The organism is Pseudomonas sp. NY5710, assembly GCF_013305665.1.
Lineage (GTDB): Bacteria > Pseudomonadota > Gammaproteobacteria > Pseudomonadales > Pseudomonadaceae > Aquipseudomonas > Aquipseudomonas juntendi.
On sequence record NZ_CP045554.1, the window covers coordinates 743,125 to 763,705 of the forward strand.

General features: G+C 63.4%; 18 protein-coding genes and 1 tRNA gene. 6 read left to right on the top strand and 13 right to left on the bottom strand.

The window, feature by feature from the left end; all coding sequences use genetic code 11:
- Nucleotides 1-124 precede the first annotated feature (124 nt).
- From GEV39_RS03410 to GEV39_RS03420, 3 genes are all read left to right on the top strand, one after another.
- Complete coding sequence (locus tag GEV39_RS03410; protein ID WP_173887554.1) at nucleotides 125-1,339, top strand: MFS transporter; 1,215 nt, start codon at nucleotides 125-127, stop codon at nucleotides 1,337-1,339.
- A gap of 106 nt (nucleotides 1,340-1,445) precedes the next feature.
- A complete protein-coding gene (locus GEV39_RS03415) occupies nucleotides 1,446-1,583 on the top strand; it encodes a hypothetical protein (RefSeq protein WP_173887555.1) in 138 nt (45 codons plus the stop codon).
- An 83-nt stretch (nucleotides 1,584-1,666) separates the two neighbouring features.
- Nucleotides 1,667-2,824 (top strand): MFS transporter, encoded by a 1,158-nt coding sequence (locus GEV39_RS03420; RefSeq protein WP_173887556.1) that lies wholly within the window; start codon nucleotides 1,667-1,669, stop codon nucleotides 2,822-2,824.
- 281 nt (nucleotides 2,825-3,105) lie between these two features.
- Here GEV39_RS03420 and GEV39_RS03425 read toward each other — a convergent pair whose 3' ends face one another.
- Together GEV39_RS03425 and GEV39_RS03430 are read right to left on the bottom strand one after the other, a co-directional pair.
- Nucleotides 3,106-4,062, bottom strand: coding sequence for a FecR domain-containing protein (locus GEV39_RS03425; protein WP_173887557.1), 957 nt, complete (start codon nucleotides 4,060-4,062; stop codon nucleotides 3,106-3,108).
- Nucleotides 4,049-4,564, bottom strand: coding sequence for a sigma-70 family RNA polymerase sigma factor (locus GEV39_RS03430; RefSeq protein ID WP_173887558.1), 516 nt, complete (start codon nucleotides 4,562-4,564; stop codon nucleotides 4,049-4,051). Before GEV39_RS03430 ends, GEV39_RS03425 begins: the two co-directional genes overlap by 14 nt.
- Nucleotides 4,565-4,734: 170 nt before the next feature.
- Here GEV39_RS03430 and GEV39_RS03435 point away from each other — a divergent pair, with 170 nt between their 5' ends.
- From GEV39_RS03435 to GEV39_RS03445, 3 genes are read left to right on the top strand one after another with little or no spacing between them, the layout of a single operon-like run.
- Nucleotides 4,735-5,361 carry a DNA-3-methyladenine glycosylase family protein gene (locus GEV39_RS03435; protein WP_054903916.1) on the top strand — a complete coding sequence of 209 codons (627 nt, stop codon included), beginning with the start codon at nucleotides 4,735-4,737 and terminating at the stop codon, nucleotides 5,359-5,361.
- Nucleotides 5,362-5,414: 53 nt separating this feature from the next.
- Nucleotides 5,415-6,473, top strand: a complete 1,059-nt coding sequence (gene ada, locus GEV39_RS03440) for a bifunctional DNA-binding transcriptional regulator/O6-methylguanine-DNA methyltransferase Ada (protein WP_173887559.1) — start codon at nucleotides 5,415-5,417, stop codon at nucleotides 6,471-6,473.
- 56 nt (nucleotides 6,474-6,529) lie between these two features.
- Nucleotides 6,530-8,941 carry a DUF3772 domain-containing protein gene (locus tag GEV39_RS03445; protein WP_173887560.1) on the top strand — a complete coding sequence of 804 codons (2,412 nt, stop codon included), beginning with the start codon at nucleotides 6,530-6,532 and terminating at the stop codon, nucleotides 8,939-8,941.
- A gap of 80 nt (nucleotides 8,942-9,021) precedes the next feature.
- Here GEV39_RS03445 and GEV39_RS03450 read toward each other — a convergent pair whose 3' ends face one another.
- The 11 genes from GEV39_RS03450 to GEV39_RS03500 form a co-directional block, all read right to left on the bottom strand.
- A complete protein-coding gene (locus GEV39_RS03450) occupies nucleotides 9,022-10,452 on the bottom strand; it encodes an aldehyde dehydrogenase family protein (RefSeq protein ID WP_173887561.1) in 1,431 nt (476 codons plus the stop codon).
- A gap of 12 nt (nucleotides 10,453-10,464) precedes the next feature.
- Nucleotides 10,465-11,964 (bottom strand): purine-cytosine permease family protein, encoded by a 1,500-nt coding sequence (locus GEV39_RS03455; protein WP_173887562.1) that lies wholly within the window; start codon nucleotides 11,962-11,964, stop codon nucleotides 10,465-10,467.
- Nucleotides 11,965-12,054: 90 nt separating this feature from the next.
- Nucleotides 12,055-12,444, bottom strand: coding sequence for a YybH family protein (locus GEV39_RS03460; protein WP_173887563.1), 390 nt, complete (start codon nucleotides 12,442-12,444; stop codon nucleotides 12,055-12,057).
- A 470-nt stretch (nucleotides 12,445-12,914) separates the two neighbouring features.
- Nucleotides 12,915-14,015 (bottom strand): redox-regulated ATPase YchF, encoded by a 1,101-nt coding sequence (gene ychF, locus GEV39_RS03465; protein WP_009686182.1) that lies wholly within the window; start codon nucleotides 14,013-14,015, stop codon nucleotides 12,915-12,917.
- Nucleotides 14,016-14,039: 24 nt separating this feature from the next.
- The gene (gene pth / locus GEV39_RS03470; RefSeq protein ID WP_009686183.1) at nucleotides 14,040-14,624 is read right to left on the bottom strand and encodes an aminoacyl-tRNA hydrolase; all 585 of its coding nucleotides are present in this window, start codon (nucleotides 14,622-14,624) and stop codon (nucleotides 14,040-14,042) included.
- A 79-nt stretch (nucleotides 14,625-14,703) separates the two neighbouring features.
- Nucleotides 14,704-15,303 (bottom strand): 50S ribosomal protein L25/general stress protein Ctc, encoded by a 600-nt coding sequence (locus tag GEV39_RS03475; protein ID WP_009686184.1) that lies wholly within the window; start codon nucleotides 15,301-15,303, stop codon nucleotides 14,704-14,706.
- A gap of 120 nt (nucleotides 15,304-15,423) precedes the next feature.
- A complete protein-coding gene (locus tag GEV39_RS03480; protein ID WP_003247410.1) occupies nucleotides 15,424-16,365 on the bottom strand; it encodes a ribose-phosphate pyrophosphokinase in 942 nt (313 codons plus the stop codon).
- Between the two features lie 48 nt (nucleotides 16,366-16,413).
- A tRNA-Gln gene (locus GEV39_RS03485) sits at nucleotides 16,414-16,488 on the bottom strand.
- Between the two features lie 21 nt (nucleotides 16,489-16,509).
- Nucleotides 16,510-17,370, bottom strand: a complete 861-nt coding sequence (ispE, locus tag GEV39_RS03490; RefSeq protein WP_173887564.1) for a 4-(cytidine 5'-diphospho)-2-C-methyl-D-erythritol kinase — start codon at nucleotides 17,368-17,370, stop codon at nucleotides 16,510-16,512.
- A 4-nt stretch (nucleotides 17,371-17,374) separates the two neighbouring features.
- Entirely contained in the window at nucleotides 17,375-17,992 is a 618-nt protein-coding gene (gene lolB, locus GEV39_RS03495) for a lipoprotein insertase outer membrane protein LolB (protein WP_047149785.1), read from the bottom strand.
- A gap of 4 nt (nucleotides 17,993-17,996) precedes the next feature.
- Complete coding sequence (locus GEV39_RS03500) at nucleotides 17,997-19,718, bottom strand: tetratricopeptide repeat protein (RefSeq protein WP_173887565.1); 1,722 nt, start codon at nucleotides 19,716-19,718, stop codon at nucleotides 17,997-17,999.
- Nucleotides 19,719-20,581: the final 863 nt, after the last annotated feature.

Consider the following 20,581-nt stretch of genomic DNA (forward strand, 5'->3'; position numbering starts at 1 on the left):
AAGGATGCTAATTATATTGAGAACCATTTTCAAGAACGTCGCGACAGAGGGAAAAAAAGGTAGCTAAGTATCTATTTGTTTCCCGATAATCGGATCCCAAACCTAAGGACGGAGATTTAGGCAAATGGCCACCAGTAGCGCCTCCACCGCATCCAGCCAGGCACCGACCAACCAGGCCACGCCGCTGGTGATGCGTATCATCGGCTTCTGCGCGCTGGCGCACCTGATCAACGACCTGATCCAGTCGGTACTGCCGGCGATCTACCCGATGCTCAAGGCCAATTACAACTTGAGCTTCGCCCAGATCGGCATGATCACCCTGACGTTCCAGATCACCGCCTCGCTGTTGCAGCCCTGGGTCGGCTTTTTCACCGACCGTCGGCCGGCACCGAACCTGCTGCCGCTGGGCACCTTGTGCACCCTGGTGGGGATCGTGATGCTGGCCTTCGTCGGCAGCTTCCCGATGATCCTGCTGGCGTCGGCACTGGTGGGCATCGGTTCCTCCACCTTCCACCCCGAAACATCGCGTATCGCGCGGCTTGCCTCGGGCGGGCGCTTTGGCTTGGCCCAGTCAACTTTCCAGGTGGGGGGCAACACCGGTTCGGCGCTGGGCCCTTTGCTGGCGGCGGCCATCGTCATTCCGTTCGGCCAGACCCACGTCGCCTGGTTCGGCCTGGCGGCGTTGTTCTTCCTTGGCGTAACCCTGATGCTGCGTGGCTGGTACAAGGAACACCTCAACCAGGCCAAGGCACGCAAGGCGGTGCAGGCCACCCATGGCATCTCCCGCCAGCGGGTGATCGTGGCGCTGATCGTGTTGGGCCTGCTAGTGTTCTCCAAGTACTTCTACATGGCCAGCTTCACCAGCTACTTCACCTTCTACCTGATCGAGAAATTCGCGGTATCGGTGGCGAGTTCGCAGTTGCACCTGTTCCTGTTCCTCGGGGCCGTAGCGGCGGGGACCTTCTTCGGCGGGCCGATCGGTGACCGTATCGGGCGCAAGGCGGTGATCTGGTTCTCGATCCTGGGCGTGACCCCGTTCACCCTGGCGCTGCCCTATGCCGATCTGTTCTGGACCACGGTACTGAGCGTGGTGATCGGCTTCATTCTGGCTTCGGCGTTCTCCGCCATCGTGGTGTATGCGCAGGAGCTCGTGCCGGGCAGCGTGGGCATGATTGCCGGCATCTTCTTCGGCCTGATGTTCGGCTTCGGCGGCATCGGTGCGGCGCTGCTGGGGTACGTGGCAGACTTGCGGGGCATCGAATACGTCTATGGCGTCTGTTCGTTCCTGCCGCTGTTCGGATTGCTGGCGGTGTTCCTGCCCAATACCGGCAAGCGCTGATTTCGTCGGGGCCGCTGCACGTGGCGGCCCCTGGCGATTGACGACCGGACTGTCCTTGGCCTAGAGTGCCGCCACTTTCCCCTCCCACCTGCGTAGTAGCCAAGCAATGCGCCGTACCCCGTCACTGCCCAGCGCCCGCCAGCCTGCCCGTCAGGGCTTGCGCCATGCGTGGCCGAGCGACACGGTACTCAAGCGCCGTCGCAGCGTGCTGTTTGCCTTCACCTTCTCGCCACACCTCGCCTGACCTGATCTGCGCGTTCGCGCCACTGGCCACTTTGGCCTGCGCGCCTGTGTCTGCACGTTTTTCCGGTTTGCAAGGAGTGGTACATGAACATGCGTTTGCTGGCGGGCCTGTTGTTCGCCGTTTCGGTCGTGGGTTTCAGCCTGGGGGCGAGCCTGCCCCTGGTTTCGTTGCGCCTGCATGAAGCAGGGGCGGGCACCTTGGAAATCGGCATCATCTCGGCTATTCCTGCTGCCGGCATGATGCTTTCGGCATTCCTGGTCGATGTCTGCTGCCGCCACCTCACCCGGCGCACCATCTACCTGCTCTGTTTCAGCCTGTGCACACTCAGCATCGCCCTGCTCGAAGCGGCCTTTGGCTCGCTGTGGCTGCTGGCGCTGCTGCGCCTTGGCCTGGGGCTGGGCATGGGTATCGCCATCATCCTGGGCGAGTCGTGGGTCAACGAACTGTGCCCGGAGCACAACCGCGGCAAGATCATGGCCCTGTATGCCACCAGCTTTACCGGCTTCCAGGTGCTCGGCCCGGCCATGCTGGCAGTACTGGGTGCGGACAGCCCATGGATCACCGGCGTGGTCACCGTTGGCTACGGCCTGGCCTTGCTGTGCATCGTGCTGACGGTGCCCAATGACCATGTGGCGCACGAAGAAGGCGAGAAAAGCTTTGGCCTGGCGGGGTTCTTCCGGGTAGCGCCGGCGTTGTGCATGGCGGTGCTGTTTTTCTCGTTCTTCGATGCCGTGGTGCTGTCGTTGCTGCCGGTGTACGCCAGCAGTCATGGCTTCGCCGTGGGGGTGGCGGCATTGATGGTGACGGTGGTGTTTGCTGGTGACATGCTGTTCCAGCTGCCGCTGGGCTGGCTGGCCGATCGGGTCGAGCGCACCGGGCTGCACCTGGTGTGCGGGCTGGTGGCGATGTCGATCGGTATAGGTTTGCCATGGTTGCTGGACCTGACCTGGCTGTTGTGGCCGTTGCTGGTGGTGCTGGGGGCGGTGGCCGGGGGGATCTATACCTTGGCGTTGGTGCTGATCGGCCAGCGCTTCAAGGGCCAGGACCTGGTGACCGCCAACGCCAGCGTGGGCCTGCTGTGGGGCGTAGGCAGCCTGGTCGGGCCGCTGGTCAGTGGTGCGGCGATGGGCGTGGCGCCGCATGGCCTGCCAATGGCGCTGGCGCTGATGGCCGGGCTGTTCGTGTGCTTTGCCCGGCAGTCGTTTCGGGCTGCGGGCCGCCTGCGCGCGTTGGCGGACTGACGGCTTCGGGGTTGCTTCGGTCATAAATGGCCGCTTTGCGGCCCATCGCGATACAAGGCCGCTTCTACAACGGGCTGGGGTGGCCGGTAGCCCTGCGGGGCCGGGCCGGCATCATCGATCGATGTAGGAACGGGTTCACCCGCGAATACGGTGGCGCCGGCAACGCACAATGCCTGGCAGAAACTGGCCCGCAGGCCTGGCCCTTTCGCGGGTGAACCCGCTCCTACAATGAATCGCGCAGGCTTTTCAAATTTTGAGAAAGACAGTTGCTCCTGCAAGCGTCAGGCGGCTGCGATGCTGACCCAATACTGGGTACGGTACTCGACCCGCACTGGCAGGCTGCGGCTGAGCAGGTGCAGAATGGCGCCGGTGTCGCTCAGCTGGAAGGTGCCAGACACCACCAAGCCGGCTACGTCCGGCGCACAGCGCAGCAGGCCGGGGCGATAACGGCCCAGTTCGGCGACAAACTCGCCAAGCGGCATCTGCTGCACGCTGAGTACGCCGTCAGTCCAGCCCCACGGGTCACTGTGCAACGTCACGGCCTGGACACGGCCGTCGCGCCGCACCTGCAAGGTCTCGCCCGGCGGCACTTGCCTGCGCAGTGCCGAGGCGGGAAACAGCGTGACCTGGCCACGACGCACCGCCAGCAGCAGGCCCTGGCGGTTTTCACGCAGCAGCAACTGGCCGTCCAGGGTGACCAGCCGCCCAACCGATGTTTCGATCAGGAACGGCCGGTGGTCGTTGGCGTTGCTCTCCAGGCTCACTTCACCGCGTAGCAGCGCCAGCTGGCGCTGTTCAACGCTGTAGTCCAGGTCGATGGCGCTGGCAGTGTTCAACTGGATACGGCTGCCGTCGCGCCCCTGCACCTGGCGACGCTCGCCGACGGCGGTGCTGTTGTCGGCCAGCAGCTCGGGTAAACCCAGTGGTTCACGCGCCGCCAGGCCCAGGCTGCCACCGACGGCCAGCAGCGCCAGCAGCTTGAGGTGGTTGCGTCGGCTGCCACGCTTCTGCTGGCTGCCTTCCAGGGTGCGCCGGCTCAGGTCCTTGGGCAGCCCTGCCAGTTCGTCGCTGAGCAGGCTCACGCGCTGCCAGGTCAGTGGGTGATGCGGGTGGCTGGCCAGCCATTGCTGAAACTGTTGCCGCGTACGCGGGCAGGGGCTGTCGAAGCGCAGCTTCACCAGCCAATCGATGGCCTGGTCAACCTGGGCTTGGGTGGGGGTGGCATCAGGCATCGGCATAGCGCAACCGGTAGCAGACACCCAGGGCGGTGGCCAGGTCGCGCTCGATGGTCGCGCGCGACACCCGCAGTTGCCGGGCGATCTGAACAATGCTCATACCGTCCAGCTGGGCCAGCATGAAGGCCTGGCGCGCCCGCGGTTTGAGCTGGTGCAGGGCGCGGTCCAGGCGCGCCAGGGCATCAAGGATGAGTAACCGAGCCTCTTCGCTGGGCACCTCGGTTTCTGGCACCTGGGCCAGGCTCTGCTGGTAGGCCCGCTCCAGCGCGCGGCGGCGGAACTGGTCGATCATCAAGCCGCGGGCAATGCTGCTCAGGTAGGCGCGCGGCTCTTTCAACGGCGATGCCTGGCGTGCGCGCAATACCCGCACGAAGGTATCCTGGGCCAGATCGGCCGCATGTTCACTGCACCCCACGCGGCTGCGCAACCAGCCACGCAGCCAGGCATGGTGGGACTGGTAGAGCAGAGCGACCTCGGCCGGTTTGAGCGTGTCGTTAATCTGCATCGTTGCCAAGGCCGGTCCCATGAGATGTGCGAATGTGAACAGTTCTCAATTCTATGCGCGGAGGATGGCGCGGGGCAATGGTGGGCCAGGAATTAGCCGCGCAAGAACCGGCGTTCGCCCGATGAACGGCTGCGCTAAGCTGCACCTGCACTCGACGTGATGGAGCCGCCATGATTCTGGCCGACCTTTCCCCAGCGGCTTACCGCCAGGCCGGCGAATACCTGGCGGCGCTCGACCCTGACTGGGCGCGGCATGTCGCCGCGACCGGGCCATGCCTGCACCAGGCCACCCCTGGCCGCGAACCTTACGAGGCGCTGGTGCGCGCGATTGCCTACCAGCAGCTGCATGCCCGGGCGGCCGAGGCGATTCTGGGCCGGTTGCTGGCGTTGTTCCCGCAGCATGCGTTTCCGCCGCCCGAGCAGTTATTGGCCGCAAGCCCGCAAACCCTGCGTGCCTGCGGTTTTTCGGCGAGCAAGATGGCGACTATCCAGGGCATTGCCCAAGCCAGGCTGGACGGCCTGGTGCCGACCCGCGAAGCAGCACTGGCCATGAGCGACGACGCCCTGATCGAACGCCTGGTAGCACTGCGCGGGGTAGGGCGGTGGACGGTGGAAATGCTGTTGATCTATAGCCTGGAGCGATCGGATATCCTGCCCGTCGACGATTTTGGCGTGCGTGAGGGGTATCGCCGCCTCAAGGGCCTCGACAAAGCGCCGACACCGGCGCAGATGCGCTCGCTGGGCGGCGCTTGGCGGCCATACCGAACCGTGGCGGCCTGGTACCTGTGGCGTGCCTGAGGTTTATACACCGTCAAGGCCGGAGCCGGCCGCACGAGTCTGGAAGCATACCAATGACCGCGTACACCACCCCCGACCAACGCTGGCAAGCCGTCGAAGCCCGCGACTCCGCTGCGGTCGGCCACTTCGTCTATGCCGTGCGCACCACCGGCATCTATTGCCACCCCAACTGCAAGTCGCGGCTGGCCAAGCGGGGCAACGTCGAGTTCTTCGACACCCCTGCGTTTGCCGAAGCCGCTGGCTATCGTGCCTGCAAGCGCTGCACCGCTAGCGCCAAGGCCAGCGCGGCTCGCCACAACCAGTTGGTCATCCGCGCCTGCCGCCTGATCGAAGCCAGCGACCCCAGCCCCAGCCTCGACCAGCTCGCTGCGCAACTGGCCGTCAGCCCATACCACCTGCACCGGCTGTTCAAGGCCGAAACCGGCGTCACCCCCAAGGCCTACGCCACCGCTTTTCGCGCCCGGCGCCTGCGCGCGCACCTGGAAGATGCTCGGTGCTCGGTTACCGATGCCATCTACGATGCTGGCTACACCTCCAACAGCCACTTCTATGCCAGCGCCGACCAGCGCCTGGGCATGCGCCCCCGGCAGTACCGGGCCGGTGGCGCAGGGGCCACGATTCATTTTGCTCTCGGCCAGTGTTATTTGGGCGCCATCCTGGTGGCCCAAAGCGAGAAAGGCATTTGCGCGATCCTGCTGGGCGACGACCCTGAAAGCCTGCTGCATGAACTTCAGGATCAGTTCCCCAAGGCCCGGTTGATCGGCGGTGACCGCGGTTATGAGCAACTGGTTGCCGAGGTGGTGGGGTTCGTCGAGGCCCCGGCGCTGGGCCTGGCCCTGCCGCTGGATGTACAAGGCACAGCGTTCCAGGAGCGCGTGTGGCAAGCCCTGCGCGAGGTGCCGGCTGGCAGCCGCATCAGCTACAGCGACCTTGCCGAACGCATTGGCGCGCCCAAGGCGGTGCGGGCGGTAGCCCTGGCGTGTGCAGCCAATCGCATCGCCGTGGCCATACCTTGTCACCGTGTGGTGCGCCGCGATGGCGACATCAGCGGCTACCGTTGGGGCGTGGCGCGCAAGCAGCAACTGCTGAGGCGAGAAACGGCACTCTCCTGATACCTTGAAGCCGCGTAGAATCCCCCGCCAAATCGGATTGTAAAGAGGAATATTCGATGAGGCGTCTGAGCCTTGTTCGTTTTTGCCCTGGCCTGATGGCCATGCTGGCGCTGCTGCTGGTGCTCACCGGCCCGGCCGCGGCGGCTCCCGCCACACCGTTGTCCAACCTGGCCAATGCGGCAGCCCCGGCACTGGATGAAAACGCCAGTATCGAGCAGTTGAGCGATAGCCTGGACCAGATTCGCCAAGGCGTCAGCAGTAACGCCAACGACGACCTGCTGTCGCAGTTGCGGCTGGCGGCCATGCAGGTTCAGCGCCAGGCTGATGCCTTGAGTGCGCAGCGCACCACCGATGTGGAAAAGCTCGACGACAAGCTCAAGGTGGTTGGCCCGGCCCAGCCCGACGAGCCTGCGGCCCTGACCCAGCAGCGCAAGGCCCTGGAGGCCGAGAAAAAGGCCTTGGTCGCCCAGCAGGACCAGGCCACCAAGCTGACTCAGTCGGCGCGCGACCTGTCTACGCAAATCGTCAACTTGCGCCGCAGCCAGTTCAACTCGCAGATCACCAGCCGCGCCGCCTCGCCGTTGAGCCCGGCATTCTGGCAGAGCATCATCCGCCCCACCCAGGATGACGTGGCGCGCCTGCGCGACCTGCGGGGCGAAGCAGCCGTTGCCATTGGCAGCGCGTTCAGCCCCGAACACCGCTGGCCGTTCATGGCCAGCCTGGTAGCGGCCATCCTGGTCTGGACCTTGGTACGCCTGTGGATAGAGCGGCTATTGGCCCGTGCCATGGTCCGCTGGTTGCCCGAAGGCCGGCTGCGCCGCAGTGCCCTGGCGCTAGGGGTCAGCCTGGCAACCCTGGGCACCATCGCCGGTTCGGTTTCCCTGCTGCGCTGGGGGTTGGAGAGCAATGCCGAACTGGGCAGCGATATCGCCAGCCTGGTCAACCACATCCTGGCGCTGGTGGTGTTCAGCGCGTTCATCGCGGGCCTGGGCCGTGCCATGCTGATGCTGCAGCGCCCGTCCTGGCGCCTGCCCGCCATTCACGACGAAGTGGCCAGCGCGCTGGGCTGGTTCCCCAAGGTGCTGGCCCTGGCACTGATGGTCATGATGACCATGGAGCGCATCAACACCGTGATCGGTGCCAGCCTGGCGCTGACCGTGGCGGTGAACGGCCTGACCGCGCTGGTAGTGGCGATGATCTTCGCCGGCGCGTTGCAGCGCTACCGCCGCACCCTGCGCAAGCATGAACTGGAACGCCCCACCGGCCTGGGCGGGTTGATCCCGTTCGTGATGGTCATCTGGCTGGGGTTGATCATGCTGGCCATGGTGACCGGGTACCTGACCCTTGCCTACTTCCTTACAGCCAAGCTGCTGTGGGTCAGCCTGGTGATCACGTGCGCCTACCTGTTGACCAGCTTCTTCGGCGACCTGTGCGAAACCCTGCTGTCGCCACGCCAGCCCGGCGGTCTGGCACTGGCGTCGACCCTGGGGCTGGCGCCACGTCACCAGGCCCAGGCCAGCACCATCCTGGCCGGTATCGGCCGCACCGTAGTGCTGTTCCTGGCGCTGCTGCTGGCGTTGATGCCGTCTGGCACCAGCCCCAGCGAACTGCTGCTCAGCCTGGGCGACTGGGACGGTACTGGTGGCAAATTGCTGGGCAACCTGAACATCGTGCCGCAGGACATTCTGCTGGCGGTGGCGATTCTGCTCGGCGGCTTGTTCGCCATCCGGGTGGTCAAGCGCTGGCTCAGCGAACGGCTGTTGCCGGAAACCGACATGGATGCCGGCATGCGCGCCTCGCTGGTCACCCTGGTGGGCTACCTCGGGTTCATTTTCCTGGCCATGCTGGTGATGTCTACCCTGCGCATCAACCTTACCAGCCTGACCTGGGTGGTCAGTGCCTTGTCGGTCGGTATCGGTTTTGGCCTGCAGCAGATCGTGCAGAACTTCATCTCGGGCCTGATCCTGCTCACCGAACGCCCGGTGAAGGTCGGCGATTGGGTAAGCCTGGCCGGCGTCGAGGGCGACATTCGCCGTATCAACGTGCGCGCTACCGAAATCCAGATGTCCGACCGTTCCACGGTGATCGTACCCAACTCGCAGTTCATCTCGCAGAACGTGCGCAACGTCACCATGGGCAACGCGCTAGGGGTGGTCGGCATTACGTTGACCCTGCCGCTGGATACGGATGCCAACCGTGTACGTGAGTTGCTGCTGGCGGCTTACCACGAACACGAGGCGATTCTGGACGCGCCCGCCAGCTCGGTGTCGTTCAAGGACCTGACCAGCAATGGCATGGTGATAGCTGTCAGTGGCTATGTGGCCGGGCCGCGCCAGGTGTCGGGCACCCGCAGTGACCTGCTGTTCACCATCCTAGGGCGGCTGCGTGACGAGGGTATCGCCTTGTCTTCGCCGCAGAGCATGGTGCTGGTACAGGAAGCTGCGCGCCCGGCTGACGAAGCGCCGTGATGCGCTTCATGCCAGTGGCACGCGACTAGATGAATGGCAGAAGCTGTTGAAAGGGGCCGCCACGTGCGGCCCCCTACAGTTCAGCCCAGGCACCGCGTCACATGCTTGACCGACTGGAAGCCCGACAAGCCCCAAGGCCCCAGCTCACGGCCTATACCGCTGCCCTTGGTGCCACCCCATGAGGTCTCGACGAACACCGCCTGCACCGAGTTGATCCACACATGGCCCACCTCCAGCGCGTCGGCCACCCGCTCGGCGCGCGCCAGGTCTGTGGTGCACACTGTCGCCACCAGGCCGAAGCGGCTGTCGTTGGCCTCGGCAATTGCCTGCTGTTCGCTGGCGAAGCGCCGTGCGCACAACACCGGACCAAAGATTTCTTCGTTCCACAGGCGGCTGTCTTCAGGCACATCGGCATACAGGGTAGGGCTGACGAACCAGCCGCCACGGTCCAGCACTTTGCCACCGACCAGGCACTGCAAGCCTTCCTCCCGCGCCGTGGCAAAGTAGCCGGCCACCTTCAGCCACTGGGCCTGGCTGGTCAGTGGGCCCATGTCGGCTTCTTCGCTCAGCGGGCTGCCCACCCGCAGGTTTTCCAGCGCTGCCTGCAGGCGCGGCAGCAGGGCGTCGGCAATGCCGTCCTGTACCAGCAGGCGTGATGTGGCCGAGCACATCTGGCCCGCGTTCCAGCAGATGCCGGCAACGATCCATTGCACCGCCGCATCGACGTCGCAGTCATCGAACACCAGAATCGCCGACTTGCCGCCCAACTCCAGCGTGACCGGCCGGCATTGTGCCGCTGCGCTGCGCATCACCTGGCTGCCAACGTTATTGCTGCCTGTGAACGATAGTTTGTCCAGGCCTGTGTGGTTGCTCAGCGCGGCACCCGTCTCGGCTTTGCCATTGACGATATTCAGCACTCCGGCCGGCAGGCCCAGGGTGTCGGCGATCTGGCCGTAGGCGAGTTCGTTCAGTGGGGTCACTTCCGAAGGCTTGAGCACCACGGTGCAGCCAGCGGCCAGGGCAGGGGCAAGCTTCCAGGCGCTGGTCACCAGCGGGAAGTTCCAGGGTACGATCAGGCCGACCACGCCCACCGGCTCCAGGCGGGTGCGGGCGGTGAAACCGGGTGCAGCCAGCGGTACGTCGCGGTTTTGCCCAGGCAGTTGTTCAGCCAGCTCGGCGTAATAGCTGAAGGTCGCGATGGCGTCGTCCAGGTCGACTTCTGCCTCGTGGCGCGGCTTGCCGTTGTTGCGCATCTGCAGGTTGACCAGCGCTTCGCGGCGTTGCCCAAGCTGTTCGGCGAAGCCGCGCAGATACGCCGCGCGTTCACTGGCGCTGGTGCATTTCCAGGCGGGCAGGGCTGCACGTGCGGCGGCCACGGCCTGGTCGACTTGCTCGGCACTGGCAGCCATCAGTTCGGCAAACGGTTGGCCCAGTGCAGGGTCGTTGACGCTGATGCAGTCGCTGCCCTGGCCGTCGACCCAGCGGCCGGCAATGTAGTGGGAAGTGATCATGGTGGTTTCCAGTCAGGCCATTTCGGCAGTGGTTACAGGCGTGTGCGCAGTCTGTTTGCAGCGCACCCAACGTGGGCCCTGCGGGCCATACACGCCGGCAGGTTCGGGGAACAGGTTGAGCAGCAGCAGGTACAGCACCCCGGCCAACCCCAGGGTGACCGGCAGGCTCAGGTCAATGCCACCGGCCAAGTCGCCCAGCGGACCGACGAACTGCCCGGGCAGGTTCACGAAGCACAGGCCGACCACTGCGCTGGGGACCCAAGCGCCCATGCCGCGCCAGTTCCAGCCGTGCAGGAACCAGTAGTGGCCACCCCGCTGGCCGCGGGTGAATACCTGCAGGTCATCGGCGTGGTAGAAACCACGGCGGGTGACCAGGCCGAGGATCATGATCACCATCCACGGGCTGGTGCAGGTAATGATCAGCACGGCGAAGGTCGACACGCTCTGCACCAGGTTGAAGGTGAAGCGGCCGATGAAAATGAAGCCGATCGCCAGCACCCCGATCAGCAGCGTGGCGCAGGCACGGCTGAGCAGGCGTGGGAACACGCTGGACATGTCCAGGCCTGTGCCATACAACGCCGTGGTGCCGGTGGACATACCGCCGATCACCGCAATCAGGCACACCGGCAGGAAGAACCAGCTGGGGGCGACAGCCAGCAGCCCGCCGACATAGTTGTTGGCGGCAATGTAGTCCGGTGCCTGGGTGGCCACCAGGGTGGCGGTGCACAGGCCGAACAGGAATGGAATCAGCGTGGCACCCTGGGCCGCTATCACCGCCAGCATGATGCGCGCCTTGGGGGTTTCGCGTGGAATGTAGCGCGACCAGTCACCGAGGAAGGCGCCGAATGACACCGGGTTGCTCATGGCCAGGATCGCAGCGCCGACGAAAGCTGCCCAGAAACCGGCCTGGCCCAGGTTTACGCTGCCTGCGTAGCCGGCGTCGAACGGCCCGGCAAAAGCAGCGATACCCAGCAGGAACAGCAGGCTCGACGCCCACACGGCAATCTTGTTGACCCACAGCATGAAGCGGAAGCCGAAGATGCACACCACCAGCACCAGCACCGCGAACAGGCCGTAGGCCAGGCCCAGGGTCAGGTCGGTTTCCGGCAGGCCGACTAGGCGCTTGGCGCCGCCGACAAGGGCATCGCCCGAACTCCACACCGACAGCGAAAAGAATGCCACTGCCGTGAGCAGCGACAGGAACGAGCCGACGATGCGCCCGTGCACGCCAAAGTGCGCGCCCGAGGAGACCGCGTTGTTGGTGCCGTTCAGCGCGCCGAACAGGCCCATCGGTGCCAGGATCAGCGCCCCAACGGCGACACCGAGCACGATTGCCCACACTCCCGCCTGGAACGACAGCCCGAACAGCACCGGGAAACTGCCGAGCACGGCGGTGGCGAATGTGTTGGCGCCGCCGAAGATCAGGCGGAACAGGTCCAGCGGGGAGGCGTCGCGTTGATCGGCGGGGATCTGTTCGACACCGTTGGTCTCGATACCGGTCGAGTGGCTCATGGTGATGCTCCAGCGCTTGTTGTGGGCCGGCGCAGTGCGCAAGCCTTCTTGTGGGTGCGATGGCAGGGCGGCAGGGCCGCAAAAAGGTGATCAGGCCGGCGATACGGCCGACAGGTGTTCGTGGCAGGCCAGCCACTGGTCAGCGTGGCGGCGGAACACGATGGTCTCGCGCTCGTTCAGCTGGTGCTCGGCACCGCCGATGCGCAGATGCGTGGCCACATCATGCATGAAGATCGCCACGTCGCCTTGCAGGCTGACTTGGGCGTTGCAGGACGCGCAGGCGAGCACGGCAAACCCTTCGGCCTGCCACTGGGCCCAGACCTCCTCATAGGCCCGGCGTGACAGCAGTGGTTGCGCCAAGGTGTGGAAAAGGAACGTGGCGTCTTCGCTGAAGCAGGCGAAGTAGCGGGCGGTGTCATTGCTGGCGAAGGCGGCAACAAGGTCGGCGGCGGCTTGCCGTACCTGCAGGGTCTGGTCCACGGGGTGGCCTCACGGTTTTTTATGATTGTGGTGAAGCGATTCTGGTGGGGCTTGCCGGGGGGAAAAATCGCTGGCGACAAATAATCAGTTCAGGAATTTGTGAAGTGATGCGCTGGCAGCCCGGCGTTTGGCCATACCGGACCGGCGGCCCAGGTCGGAGCAATTGTCTTTCTCAAAATTTGCAAAGCCTGCGCGAGACATTGTGGGAGATTACCCAGCCCTATGGGCTGGGCTGTCGCGCAGAGGCGGCCTGTGTGGGAGCGGGCGTGCCCGCGAAGCAGGCGACGCGGTGTCTGGCACCGGCTGCGCCGGTGTTCGCGGGCAAGCCCGCTCCCACAAGGTCCCTGTTAAATCAAAAAGTTATATAAAAGCCCAGCCGCCTTAGCGATAAGGCCGGCACAGGCCACAAAAAAACGAAAACCCCTTGAGGCATAAGCCGCAAGGGGTTTCTGGTTACTGCAGGCTACCGCTTAGACGTTGAAGCGGAAGTGCATCACGTCGCCATCTTTGACGATGTAATCCTTGCCTTCCAGGCGCCACTTACCGGCTTCCTTGGCGCCGCTTTCACCCTTGAACTGGATGAAGTCGTCATAGGCCACGACTTCAGCACGGATGAAGCCTTTCTCGAAGTCGGTGTGGATTACGCCGGCCGCTTGTGGTGCGGTGGCGCCCACGCGTACGGTCCAGGCGCGAACTTCCTGCACGCCAGCGGTGAAGTAGGTCTGCAGATTGAGCAGTTCGTAACCGGCGCGGATCACGCGGTTCAGGCCTGGCTCTTCCAGGCCCAGGGCCTCGAGGAACATGTCTTTCTCTTCGCCATCGTCGAGCTCGGCGATTTCTGCTTCGATCTTGTTGCACACCGGCACCACGACCGCGCCTTCTTCCTCGGCAATGGCCTTGACCACGTCCAGGTGCGGGTTGTTGTCGAAGCCGTCTTCGGCGACGTTGGCGATGTACATCACCGGCTTGCTGGTCAGCAGGTGGAAGCCGCGGATGACCGCCTTGTCTTCGGCGCCCATGTTCTTCATCAGGCTGCGTGCCGGCTTGCCTTCGGTGAAGTGCGGGATCAGCTGCTCGAGGATGGCCTTCTGTGCCAGCGCCTCTTTGTCACCGCCCTTGGCATTGCGCGCAACCTTCTGCAGTTGCTTCTCGCAGCTGTCCAGGTCAGCGAAGATCAGTTCGAGGTCGATGATCTCGATGTCACGCTTGGGGTCCACACTGTTGGAAACGTGGATCACGTTCTCGTCTTCGAAGCAGCGGACCACATGGGCAATGGCGTCGGTCTCGCGGATGTTGGCGAGGAACTTGTTGCCCAGGCCTTCGCCTTTCGATGCACCGGCCACCAGGCCGGCAATGTCGACGAACTCCATGGTGGTCGGCAGGATGCGGTTCGGCTTGACGATTTCAGCCAGCGCAGCCAGGCGCGCGTCGGGCATCGGCACGATGCCGCTGTTCGGCTCGATAGTGCAGAAAGGGAAGTTCTCCGCCGCGATGCCAGATTTGGTCAAGGCGTTGAACAGGGTGGACTTGCCGACGTTGGGCAGGCCGACGATGCCGCAATTGAAACCCATGGGTATTCCCCTCTCTAAAGGAAATCAGGCCTTCTGGCTGTGCAGTTCGCGCATCGCCTTGGCGAAATCGCCGGCAAGCACGTCCGGCAGCACGCCGAGGGCAAAATCGATGCTGGCGTCGAGCTTCTCCTGCTCGGCGCGCGGCGCGCGGCCCAGGACGAAGTTGGAGACCAGTTTGGCGTCGCCCGGGTGGCCGATGCCAAGCCGCAGGCGGTGGAAGTCGTTCTGGTTGCCGAGCTGCGCGATGATGTCGCGCAGGCCGTTGTGCCCCCCATGACCGCCGCCGCGCTTGAGCTTGGCAACGCCCGGGGGCAGGTCGAGTTCGTCGTGCGCCACCAGGATCGCTTCCGGCTTGATGCGGAAGAAATTGGCCAAGGCCGCCACGGCCTGGCCGCTACGGTTCATGTAGGTGGTGGGGATCAACAAACGAACGTCGTTGCCCTGATGGCTGAACTTAGCCGTCAGGCCGAAATATTTTTTGTCAGCGGTCAGCGAAACACGCTGTGCGCTGGCAATGCGTTCAACGAAAAGAGCCCCTGCGTTATGCCGGGTCTGTTCGTATTCGGGGCCGGGGTTACCCAGGCCGACGATCAACTGGATGGCGGTCACGTCAGGGGCTCTTCCTTGGAGTTGGTGGGTCACAGTGCGCGCGGCACTGTAACCCGATCAACGCCGGCGTGCGAGTGGATTACTCGGCAGCGCCTTCTTCAGCAGCTTCGGCGGAAACGCGCGGAGCGTGAACGTTGGCAACAGCTTTGTCATCACCGTGGGCCAGAGCGACGAACTCTACGCCTTTCGGAGCTTTCAGGTCCGACAGGTGGATGATGGTGCCGATTTCAGCGTTGGCCAGGTCGACTTCGATGAACTCTGGCAGGTCTTTGGCTTCGCAGGAAACTTCGATCTGCGATTCAACGTGCGAAACTTCGCCGCCTTTCTTGACCGGTGCTTCTTCGTTGATGAAGTGCACTGGAACAACAGCGGTCAGCTTCTGGCCAGCTACGACGCGAACGAAGTCGGCGTGCATGATGAAGCCTTTGGCTGGATGACGCTGCATGGCCTTGACCACGACGTTCTGCTTGGCGCCGTCGACGTTCAGTTCGATAACGTGGCTGAAGGCAGCTTCGTTTTCGAACAGTTTGGCGATTTCCTTGGCCACGATGGTCAGGGATTGGGCTTCTTTATCGCCACCGTAAACTACGGCAGGGATGCTGGCGGAGTGACGCAGGCGGCGGCTCGCACCTTTCCCCAGGTCAGTACGCGCTTGGGCGTTCAGGATGAAATCGGTCATTTTACTTCTCCAAAATAGCCTCCCGAATGGCGTTTGCGACCAGCGCCAGACGGGGATGGCAAAAAAGCCCCGCCCCAACACAGGTTGGGGCGGGGCGCTTCATATCAACACGGGTTCCGCTTAGCGGAACATCGCGCTGATCGATTCTTCGTTGCTGATACGGCGTACCGCTTCAGCGACAACCGGTGCGATATCCAGCTGGCGGATACGGTCACAGGCTTGAGCAGCGGCGGACAGCGGTACGGTGTTGGTCACCACCAGCTCGTCCAGTACCGACTTCTCGATGTTCTCGATCGCGCGGCCCGACAGGACAGGGTGCGTGCAATAGGCATAAACCTTGGCAGCGCCGTGTTCTTTCAGGGCTTTGGCCGCGTGGCACAGGGTGCCGGCGGTGTCGACCATGTCGTCTACCAGGATGCAGGTGCGCCCTTCGACGTCGCCGATGATGTGCATGACCTCGGAGTGGTTAGCCTTTTCACGGCGTTTGTCGATGATACCCAGGTCGACACCCAGGGACTTGGCGACGGCGCGTGCGCGCACAACACCACCGATGTCCGGGGATACGATCATGAGGTTCTCGAAACGCTGGTCTTCGATGTCGTCTACCAGTACGGGCGAGCCGTAGATGTTGTCGACGGGAATATCGAAGAAGCCTTGGATCTGGTCAGCGTGCAGGTCGACAGTGAGTACACGGTCGATACCGACGACAGTGAGCATGTCAGCGACGACTTTGGCGCTGATGGCTACACGTGCCGAACGCGGACGGCGGTCCTGGCGGGCATATCCGAAGTAAGGAATCACGGCGGTGATTCGGGATGCTGAGGAGCGGCGGAAGGCGTCGGCCATCACTACCAGTTCCATCAGGTTATCGTTGGTCGGGGCACAGGTCGGCTGAATAATGAAAACGTCTTTACCACGAACATTTTCATTGATCTCAGTGCTGATCTCGCCGTCGGAGAATTTACCGACAGAGACGTCACCGAGAGGGATATGCAGCTGACGTACTACACGCCGAGCCAGATCGGGGTTAGCGTTCCCCGTAAAGACCATCATCTTGGACACGCGCAGTACCTGGAGGCTGAGGGTATACCTGGATGAGTATAAGGAAAATGGCAGGGGCGGCTGGATTCGAACCAACGCATGGCAGGATCAAAACCTGCTGCCTTACCGCTTGGCGACGCCCCTGTATCTGTTGCTTGCGAACGCTTATGCGCCCGACTTCTTGACCAGACTTTGCAGCTTGCGATGCAACATCGAAACATTGCTTCCTTTCGCCACAAACCCTGTTTGGGTCGCTGAAAGAAGGGCCAGAACTTTATCAGCTTCGGCTTTGCTTGGGAAGGCCCCAAACACACAGCTTCCAGTGCCGGTTAATCGAGCTTCGGTGAATTTTCCCAGTGAATTCAATGCATTTCGAACTTCTGGGTAATTCTGCTCTACCACCGGTTGGCAGTCATTTCGACTGTTTCCCTTGGGAACGGGGCGCATCTTAAGGGGCAGTGAATCACGTGTCAACTGCGGATGTGAAAAAATTTCTGCTGTGCTGACAGACACTTGCGGCACCAGCACGACATACCAGGGTTCTTCCGGGTCGACCGGGGTCAGCTGTTCGCCCACGCCCTGGGCGAAGGCTGCATGGCCGCGCACGAATACCGGTACATCCGCCCCCAGGCTCAGGCCCAGGGCGGCCAGGCGGTCTTCGTCCCAATCCAGCTGCCACAGGTGGGCGAGGGCCAGCAGGGTGGTGGCAGCATCCGAACTGCCGCCACCGATGCCGCCACCCATGGGCAGGACCTTGGTCAGCCAGATGTCCGCACCCAATGGGGTACCTGATTGCGCTTGTAGCTTGCGCGCAGCACGCACGATCAGGTTGCTGTCGTGCGGTACTGCCTCGACAGGGGTATGCAACTGAATCACGCCGTCATCGCGCAGGGCGAAGCGCAGTTCGTCGCCGTGGTCGAGAAACTGAAACACCGTTTCCAGCTCATGGTAGCCGTCGGCGCGGCGGCCAACGATGTGCAGCCACAGGTTGAGCTTGGCCGGTGCCGGCAGGGTCAGCGTGTGCATGGGCTCACTGCCCCAGCTGGCGCGGCTGCCAGTCCTTGATCACCAGGGTCACGTCCAGGTCCTGGCCGTGCAGCTTCAGGCGCTCGGGCAACCAGTAGCCGTTCTGCTCGGTGTAGCTCAGGTACTGCACCTGCCAGCCATCCTGGTCGAGGGTGGCCAGGCGGCTGTCGCCGTCAAGGCTCAGTGTGCTCTTGCTGTCAGGGGCGGGCAGGCCGCGTACCCACCACACCAGGTGCGAGACCGGCAATCGCCAGCCCAGTTGCTCTTCCAGCAGGGCTTCGGGGCTGGGGGCTTCGTAGCGGCCCTGGTTGGCCACTTCCAGCACCACGCCGCCGGGGCGACCGGTGAGGCGGGCGGCACCTCGGCCCAGCGGGCCGGCCAGGCGAATGTCGTAGTAATCCTGGCGTTGCAGCCAGAACAGCGTGCCGCTGCCCGAATCGCGCGGTGCGCGGATGCCGACCTTGCCGTTGATCTGCCAGCCATCGAGGCTGCTCAGTTGCTCTTTATGGGCGCGCCACTGCTGTGGGTCGCCATGGCCTTGCAGGGCCTCGCGGCTTCCAAAGCCGGCGCAGCCGGCGAGCAGGGCGATCAGGGTGAAGGTAATGCAATGGCGCAGAAACATGGCGTTAAAGGGTCTCGGATCCGGTCAGGCGCAGGAGGGTCTTGCGCAGGAGGGGGCTGTCGGGCTGGGCATCGAAGCCCTTGGCCCAGACCTGGCGGGCTTCGCGGCGTTTGCCGTTGGCCCACAGCACTTCGCCCAGGTGGGCAGCCACTTCGTGGTCGGGGAAGTTGGCAAACGCCTGGCGCAGGTAGGTTTCAGCCGCGTCTAGGTTGCCCAGGCGGTAGTTCACCCAGCCCAGGCTGTCGAGCACTGCGGGGTCGTCGGGGGTCAGCTGGTGGGCCTTTTCGATCAGCGTCCGGGCCTCGGCGTAGCGGGTCGTGCGGTCGGCCAGGGTGTAGCCCAGGGCGTTCAGGGCCATGGCGTTTTCCGGCTCGCGGGCGATGATCGCGCGCAGGTCTTGTTCCATCTGCGCCAGGTCGTCGCGTTTTTCGGCCAGCATGGCGCGGGTGTAAAGCAGGTTGAGGTCGTCCGGGTAGCGCTGGATGGCCTGTTGCAGCACCTGGTTGGCCTGGGCGTCCTTGTTGTTGTTGCTGTAGCTTTCCGATTCGATCAGGTACAGCTGGATGGCGTAGTCCGGCTGCGCTTCGCGGGCCTCGGCAAGCTGGCGCGAGGCCTCGCTGCCACGGCCGTTGGCGATCAGAATGTCGGCCTGGCGCAGTTGCGCCGGCAGGTAGTCGGGGCCCGGGCCGACCAGGGCGTATTCACGCAGGGCACCTGCGGGGTCGTGGCGCTCTTCGCGGATACGGCCCAGGTTGAGGTGCGCGGCGTCGACATTGCTGTCGCGCTCGATCAGTTCCTGCAGGTAGCCCTCGGCCTCGTCCCAGTCCTTGTTCTCCAGGCACACCAGGGCCAGGGAGTAGCGCAGTTCGTCGTCGTCGGGGTACTGCTGGACCAGGCTGAGGAATTCGCCCTTGGCATCGGCGATACGGTCCTGCTCGACCAAGGTGCGGGCGTAGGTCAGGCGCAGGCGTTTGTCGTCCGGGTTGTCGCGAATGGCGCCGCGCAGCAGGGGCAGGGCCTCGGGGCCGCGGTCCAGCGCCTGAAGCAGGCGGGCGCGCAGTAGGATCGGGGCGATTTCACCATTTTGCGGGGGGTGTGACTCGAGCAGTTCCAGGGCTTCTTCGGTCTTGCCGTCCTGGTTCAGCAGCAGGGCCTTGCCGAATACCAACTGGCCGTTGTCGGGGTATTTCGCCAGCAGCCGCTCGAAGCTCTGCAGCAAGCCGTCACGTGTGCTCTGGTCGGTTTCGGCAGCTGACAGGGCCAGGAAATCGAAATGGGTGTCGCCCTGACCCTGCAGTACCTTTTCCATGTAGGCCATGGAGTCGTCATAACGGCCGGCGCGCGCCAGTTGAATGGCAGCGGCGCGTTGGGCGTCGAGGTTCTGTGGGTCGTTGCGAGCCCAGACCAAGGCATTTTCCAGGGCGGGCTCGTCGGCACCCAGGTATTCGGCGATGCGGTAGGCGCGCTCGGATACGCCGGGATCCTGGGTCTTGGCGGCCTGGTCGGTGTAGTTGGCCAGGGCGATATCGAAGCGGTTGCGCTGCCCGGCCAGTTCCGCCACCAGCAGGCTGTAAAGGGTGTCTTGCTTGAAGGATCCATACACCACGGGCTTCTCGGCCTCCGCCTTGGCGGCATCGGCAACGGGAGGCTCGGCCTTTTGCGGGGCCAGGCTCTGGCAGCCCTGGAGCAGGGCGAAGGCAAGCAGCAATGCGTATGGTTTGTTCATAGAAGGCTTAATAGGAGGACTCACCGGCGGTCGCAGCATGATGACACAAGCGCGGGGGCAAACCCACCTGTGTGGTGTCTGGTTAACTGCGACCTTTGTGGTGGGAGAGGGTTCCGTGATGTGGTGGCTGTGCCGGGTGTTTGGCTTGGGTTTTTTGGCGGTTTATGAGATCGAGCGCAGATGGTGTAAAGGCGGACACCCGCGAAGCGTACTACTGCGTGGCGTTAACCCCAGAGTAGATGGTAGACGCCCTGCTGTAGCTCTTCGGCTGACGTTATGCTCTCGCTACCAGCTGCGGCTTGTCTCCAAGGTATGCAGCCAAATGCGAAATAAAATAAGTGCTCCGATGAGTGTTGGGTGCATAGCCCCTAACATGATAAGAGTGCGCTTCATGCGTCTAGGAAACCTCGTGACCTCATCAAGGTTAACTAAGCCTTTTCGCGCATATATATTTGGTGCTGTTAGTAGTATTGAAATTGAGAGTGTGCGCATTACTTTGCCAATAAGGCCTGCTTGTGAGAATGTTTTTTTATTTCCGCTCACGAATGCGCTATTCGGTAGTAGTGATTCGATCCTGCCAAGATGATAGATTGATATGTAGAGCGATGCGCAAAGCGTGATGGTCATGGCTGCCAAAATTATAAATGCAACAATGCTCACAGCAGTACTCATTGGGTGCCTACCTTTTCATACAGTACTTCGCCGAGCGTTTCCCCTACAGCACCGCCAAGCATGCTTCCTCCCGTGGCTCCCGCAGCCCCACCAATAACAGCGCAGAGGGGTGCGCCTGTACCGGCTGTTAGCACGCCAAGAGCGAGACAAGTACTAGTGGCAATATTCCCACCGTAGCTTGCTGCTATCCC

What these genes read in the sequence shown, in the direction of transcription:
- GEV39_RS03500 (WP_173887565.1), bottom strand. Translation starts at nt 19,718, where the DNA reads ATGAACAAACCATACGCATTGCTGCTTGCCTTCGCCCTGCTCCAGGGC.
- GEV39_RS03475 (WP_009686184.1), bottom strand. Translation starts at nt 15,303, where the DNA reads ATGACCGATTTCATCCTGAACGCCCAAGCGCGTACTGACCTGGGGAAA.
- GEV39_RS03425 (WP_173887557.1), bottom strand. Translation starts at nt 4,062, where the DNA reads ATGCCGATGCCTGATGCCACCCCCACCCAAGCCCAGGTTGACCAGGCC.
- GEV39_RS03435 (WP_054903916.1), top strand. Translation starts at nt 4,735, where the DNA reads ATGATTCTGGCCGACCTTTCCCCAGCGGCTTACCGCCAGGCCGGCGAA.
- GEV39_RS03415 (WP_173887555.1), top strand. Translation starts at nt 1,446, where the DNA reads ATGCGCCGTACCCCGTCACTGCCCAGCGCCCGCCAGCCTGCCCGTCAG.
- GEV39_RS03430 (WP_173887558.1), bottom strand. Translation starts at nt 4,564, where the DNA reads ATGCAGATTAACGACACGCTCAAACCGGCCGAGGTCGCTCTGCTCTAC.
- GEV39_RS03410 (WP_173887554.1), top strand. Translation starts at nt 125, where the DNA reads ATGGCCACCAGTAGCGCCTCCACCGCATCCAGCCAGGCACCGACCAAC.
- lolB (WP_047149785.1), bottom strand. Translation starts at nt 17,992, where the DNA reads ATGTTTCTGCGCCATTGCATTACCTTCACCCTGATCGCCCTGCTCGCC.
- ispE (WP_173887564.1), bottom strand. Translation starts at nt 17,370, where the DNA reads ATGCACACGCTGACCCTGCCGGCACCGGCCAAGCTCAACCTGTGGCTG.
- ychF (WP_009686182.1), bottom strand. Translation starts at nt 14,015, where the DNA reads ATGGGTTTCAATTGCGGCATCGTCGGCCTGCCCAACGTCGGCAAGTCC.
- GEV39_RS03455 (WP_173887562.1), bottom strand. Translation starts at nt 11,964, where the DNA reads ATGAGCCACTCGACCGGTATCGAGACCAACGGTGTCGAACAGATCCCC.
- ada (WP_173887559.1), top strand. Translation starts at nt 5,415, where the DNA reads ATGACCGCGTACACCACCCCCGACCAACGCTGGCAAGCCGTCGAAGCC.
- GEV39_RS03450 (WP_173887561.1), bottom strand. Translation starts at nt 10,452, where the DNA reads ATGATCACTTCCCACTACATTGCCGGCCGCTGGGTCGACGGCCAGGGC.
- GEV39_RS03445 (WP_173887560.1), top strand. Translation starts at nt 6,530, where the DNA reads ATGAGGCGTCTGAGCCTTGTTCGTTTTTGCCCTGGCCTGATGGCCATG.
- GEV39_RS03420 (WP_173887556.1), top strand. Translation starts at nt 1,667, where the DNA reads ATGAACATGCGTTTGCTGGCGGGCCTGTTGTTCGCCGTTTCGGTCGTG.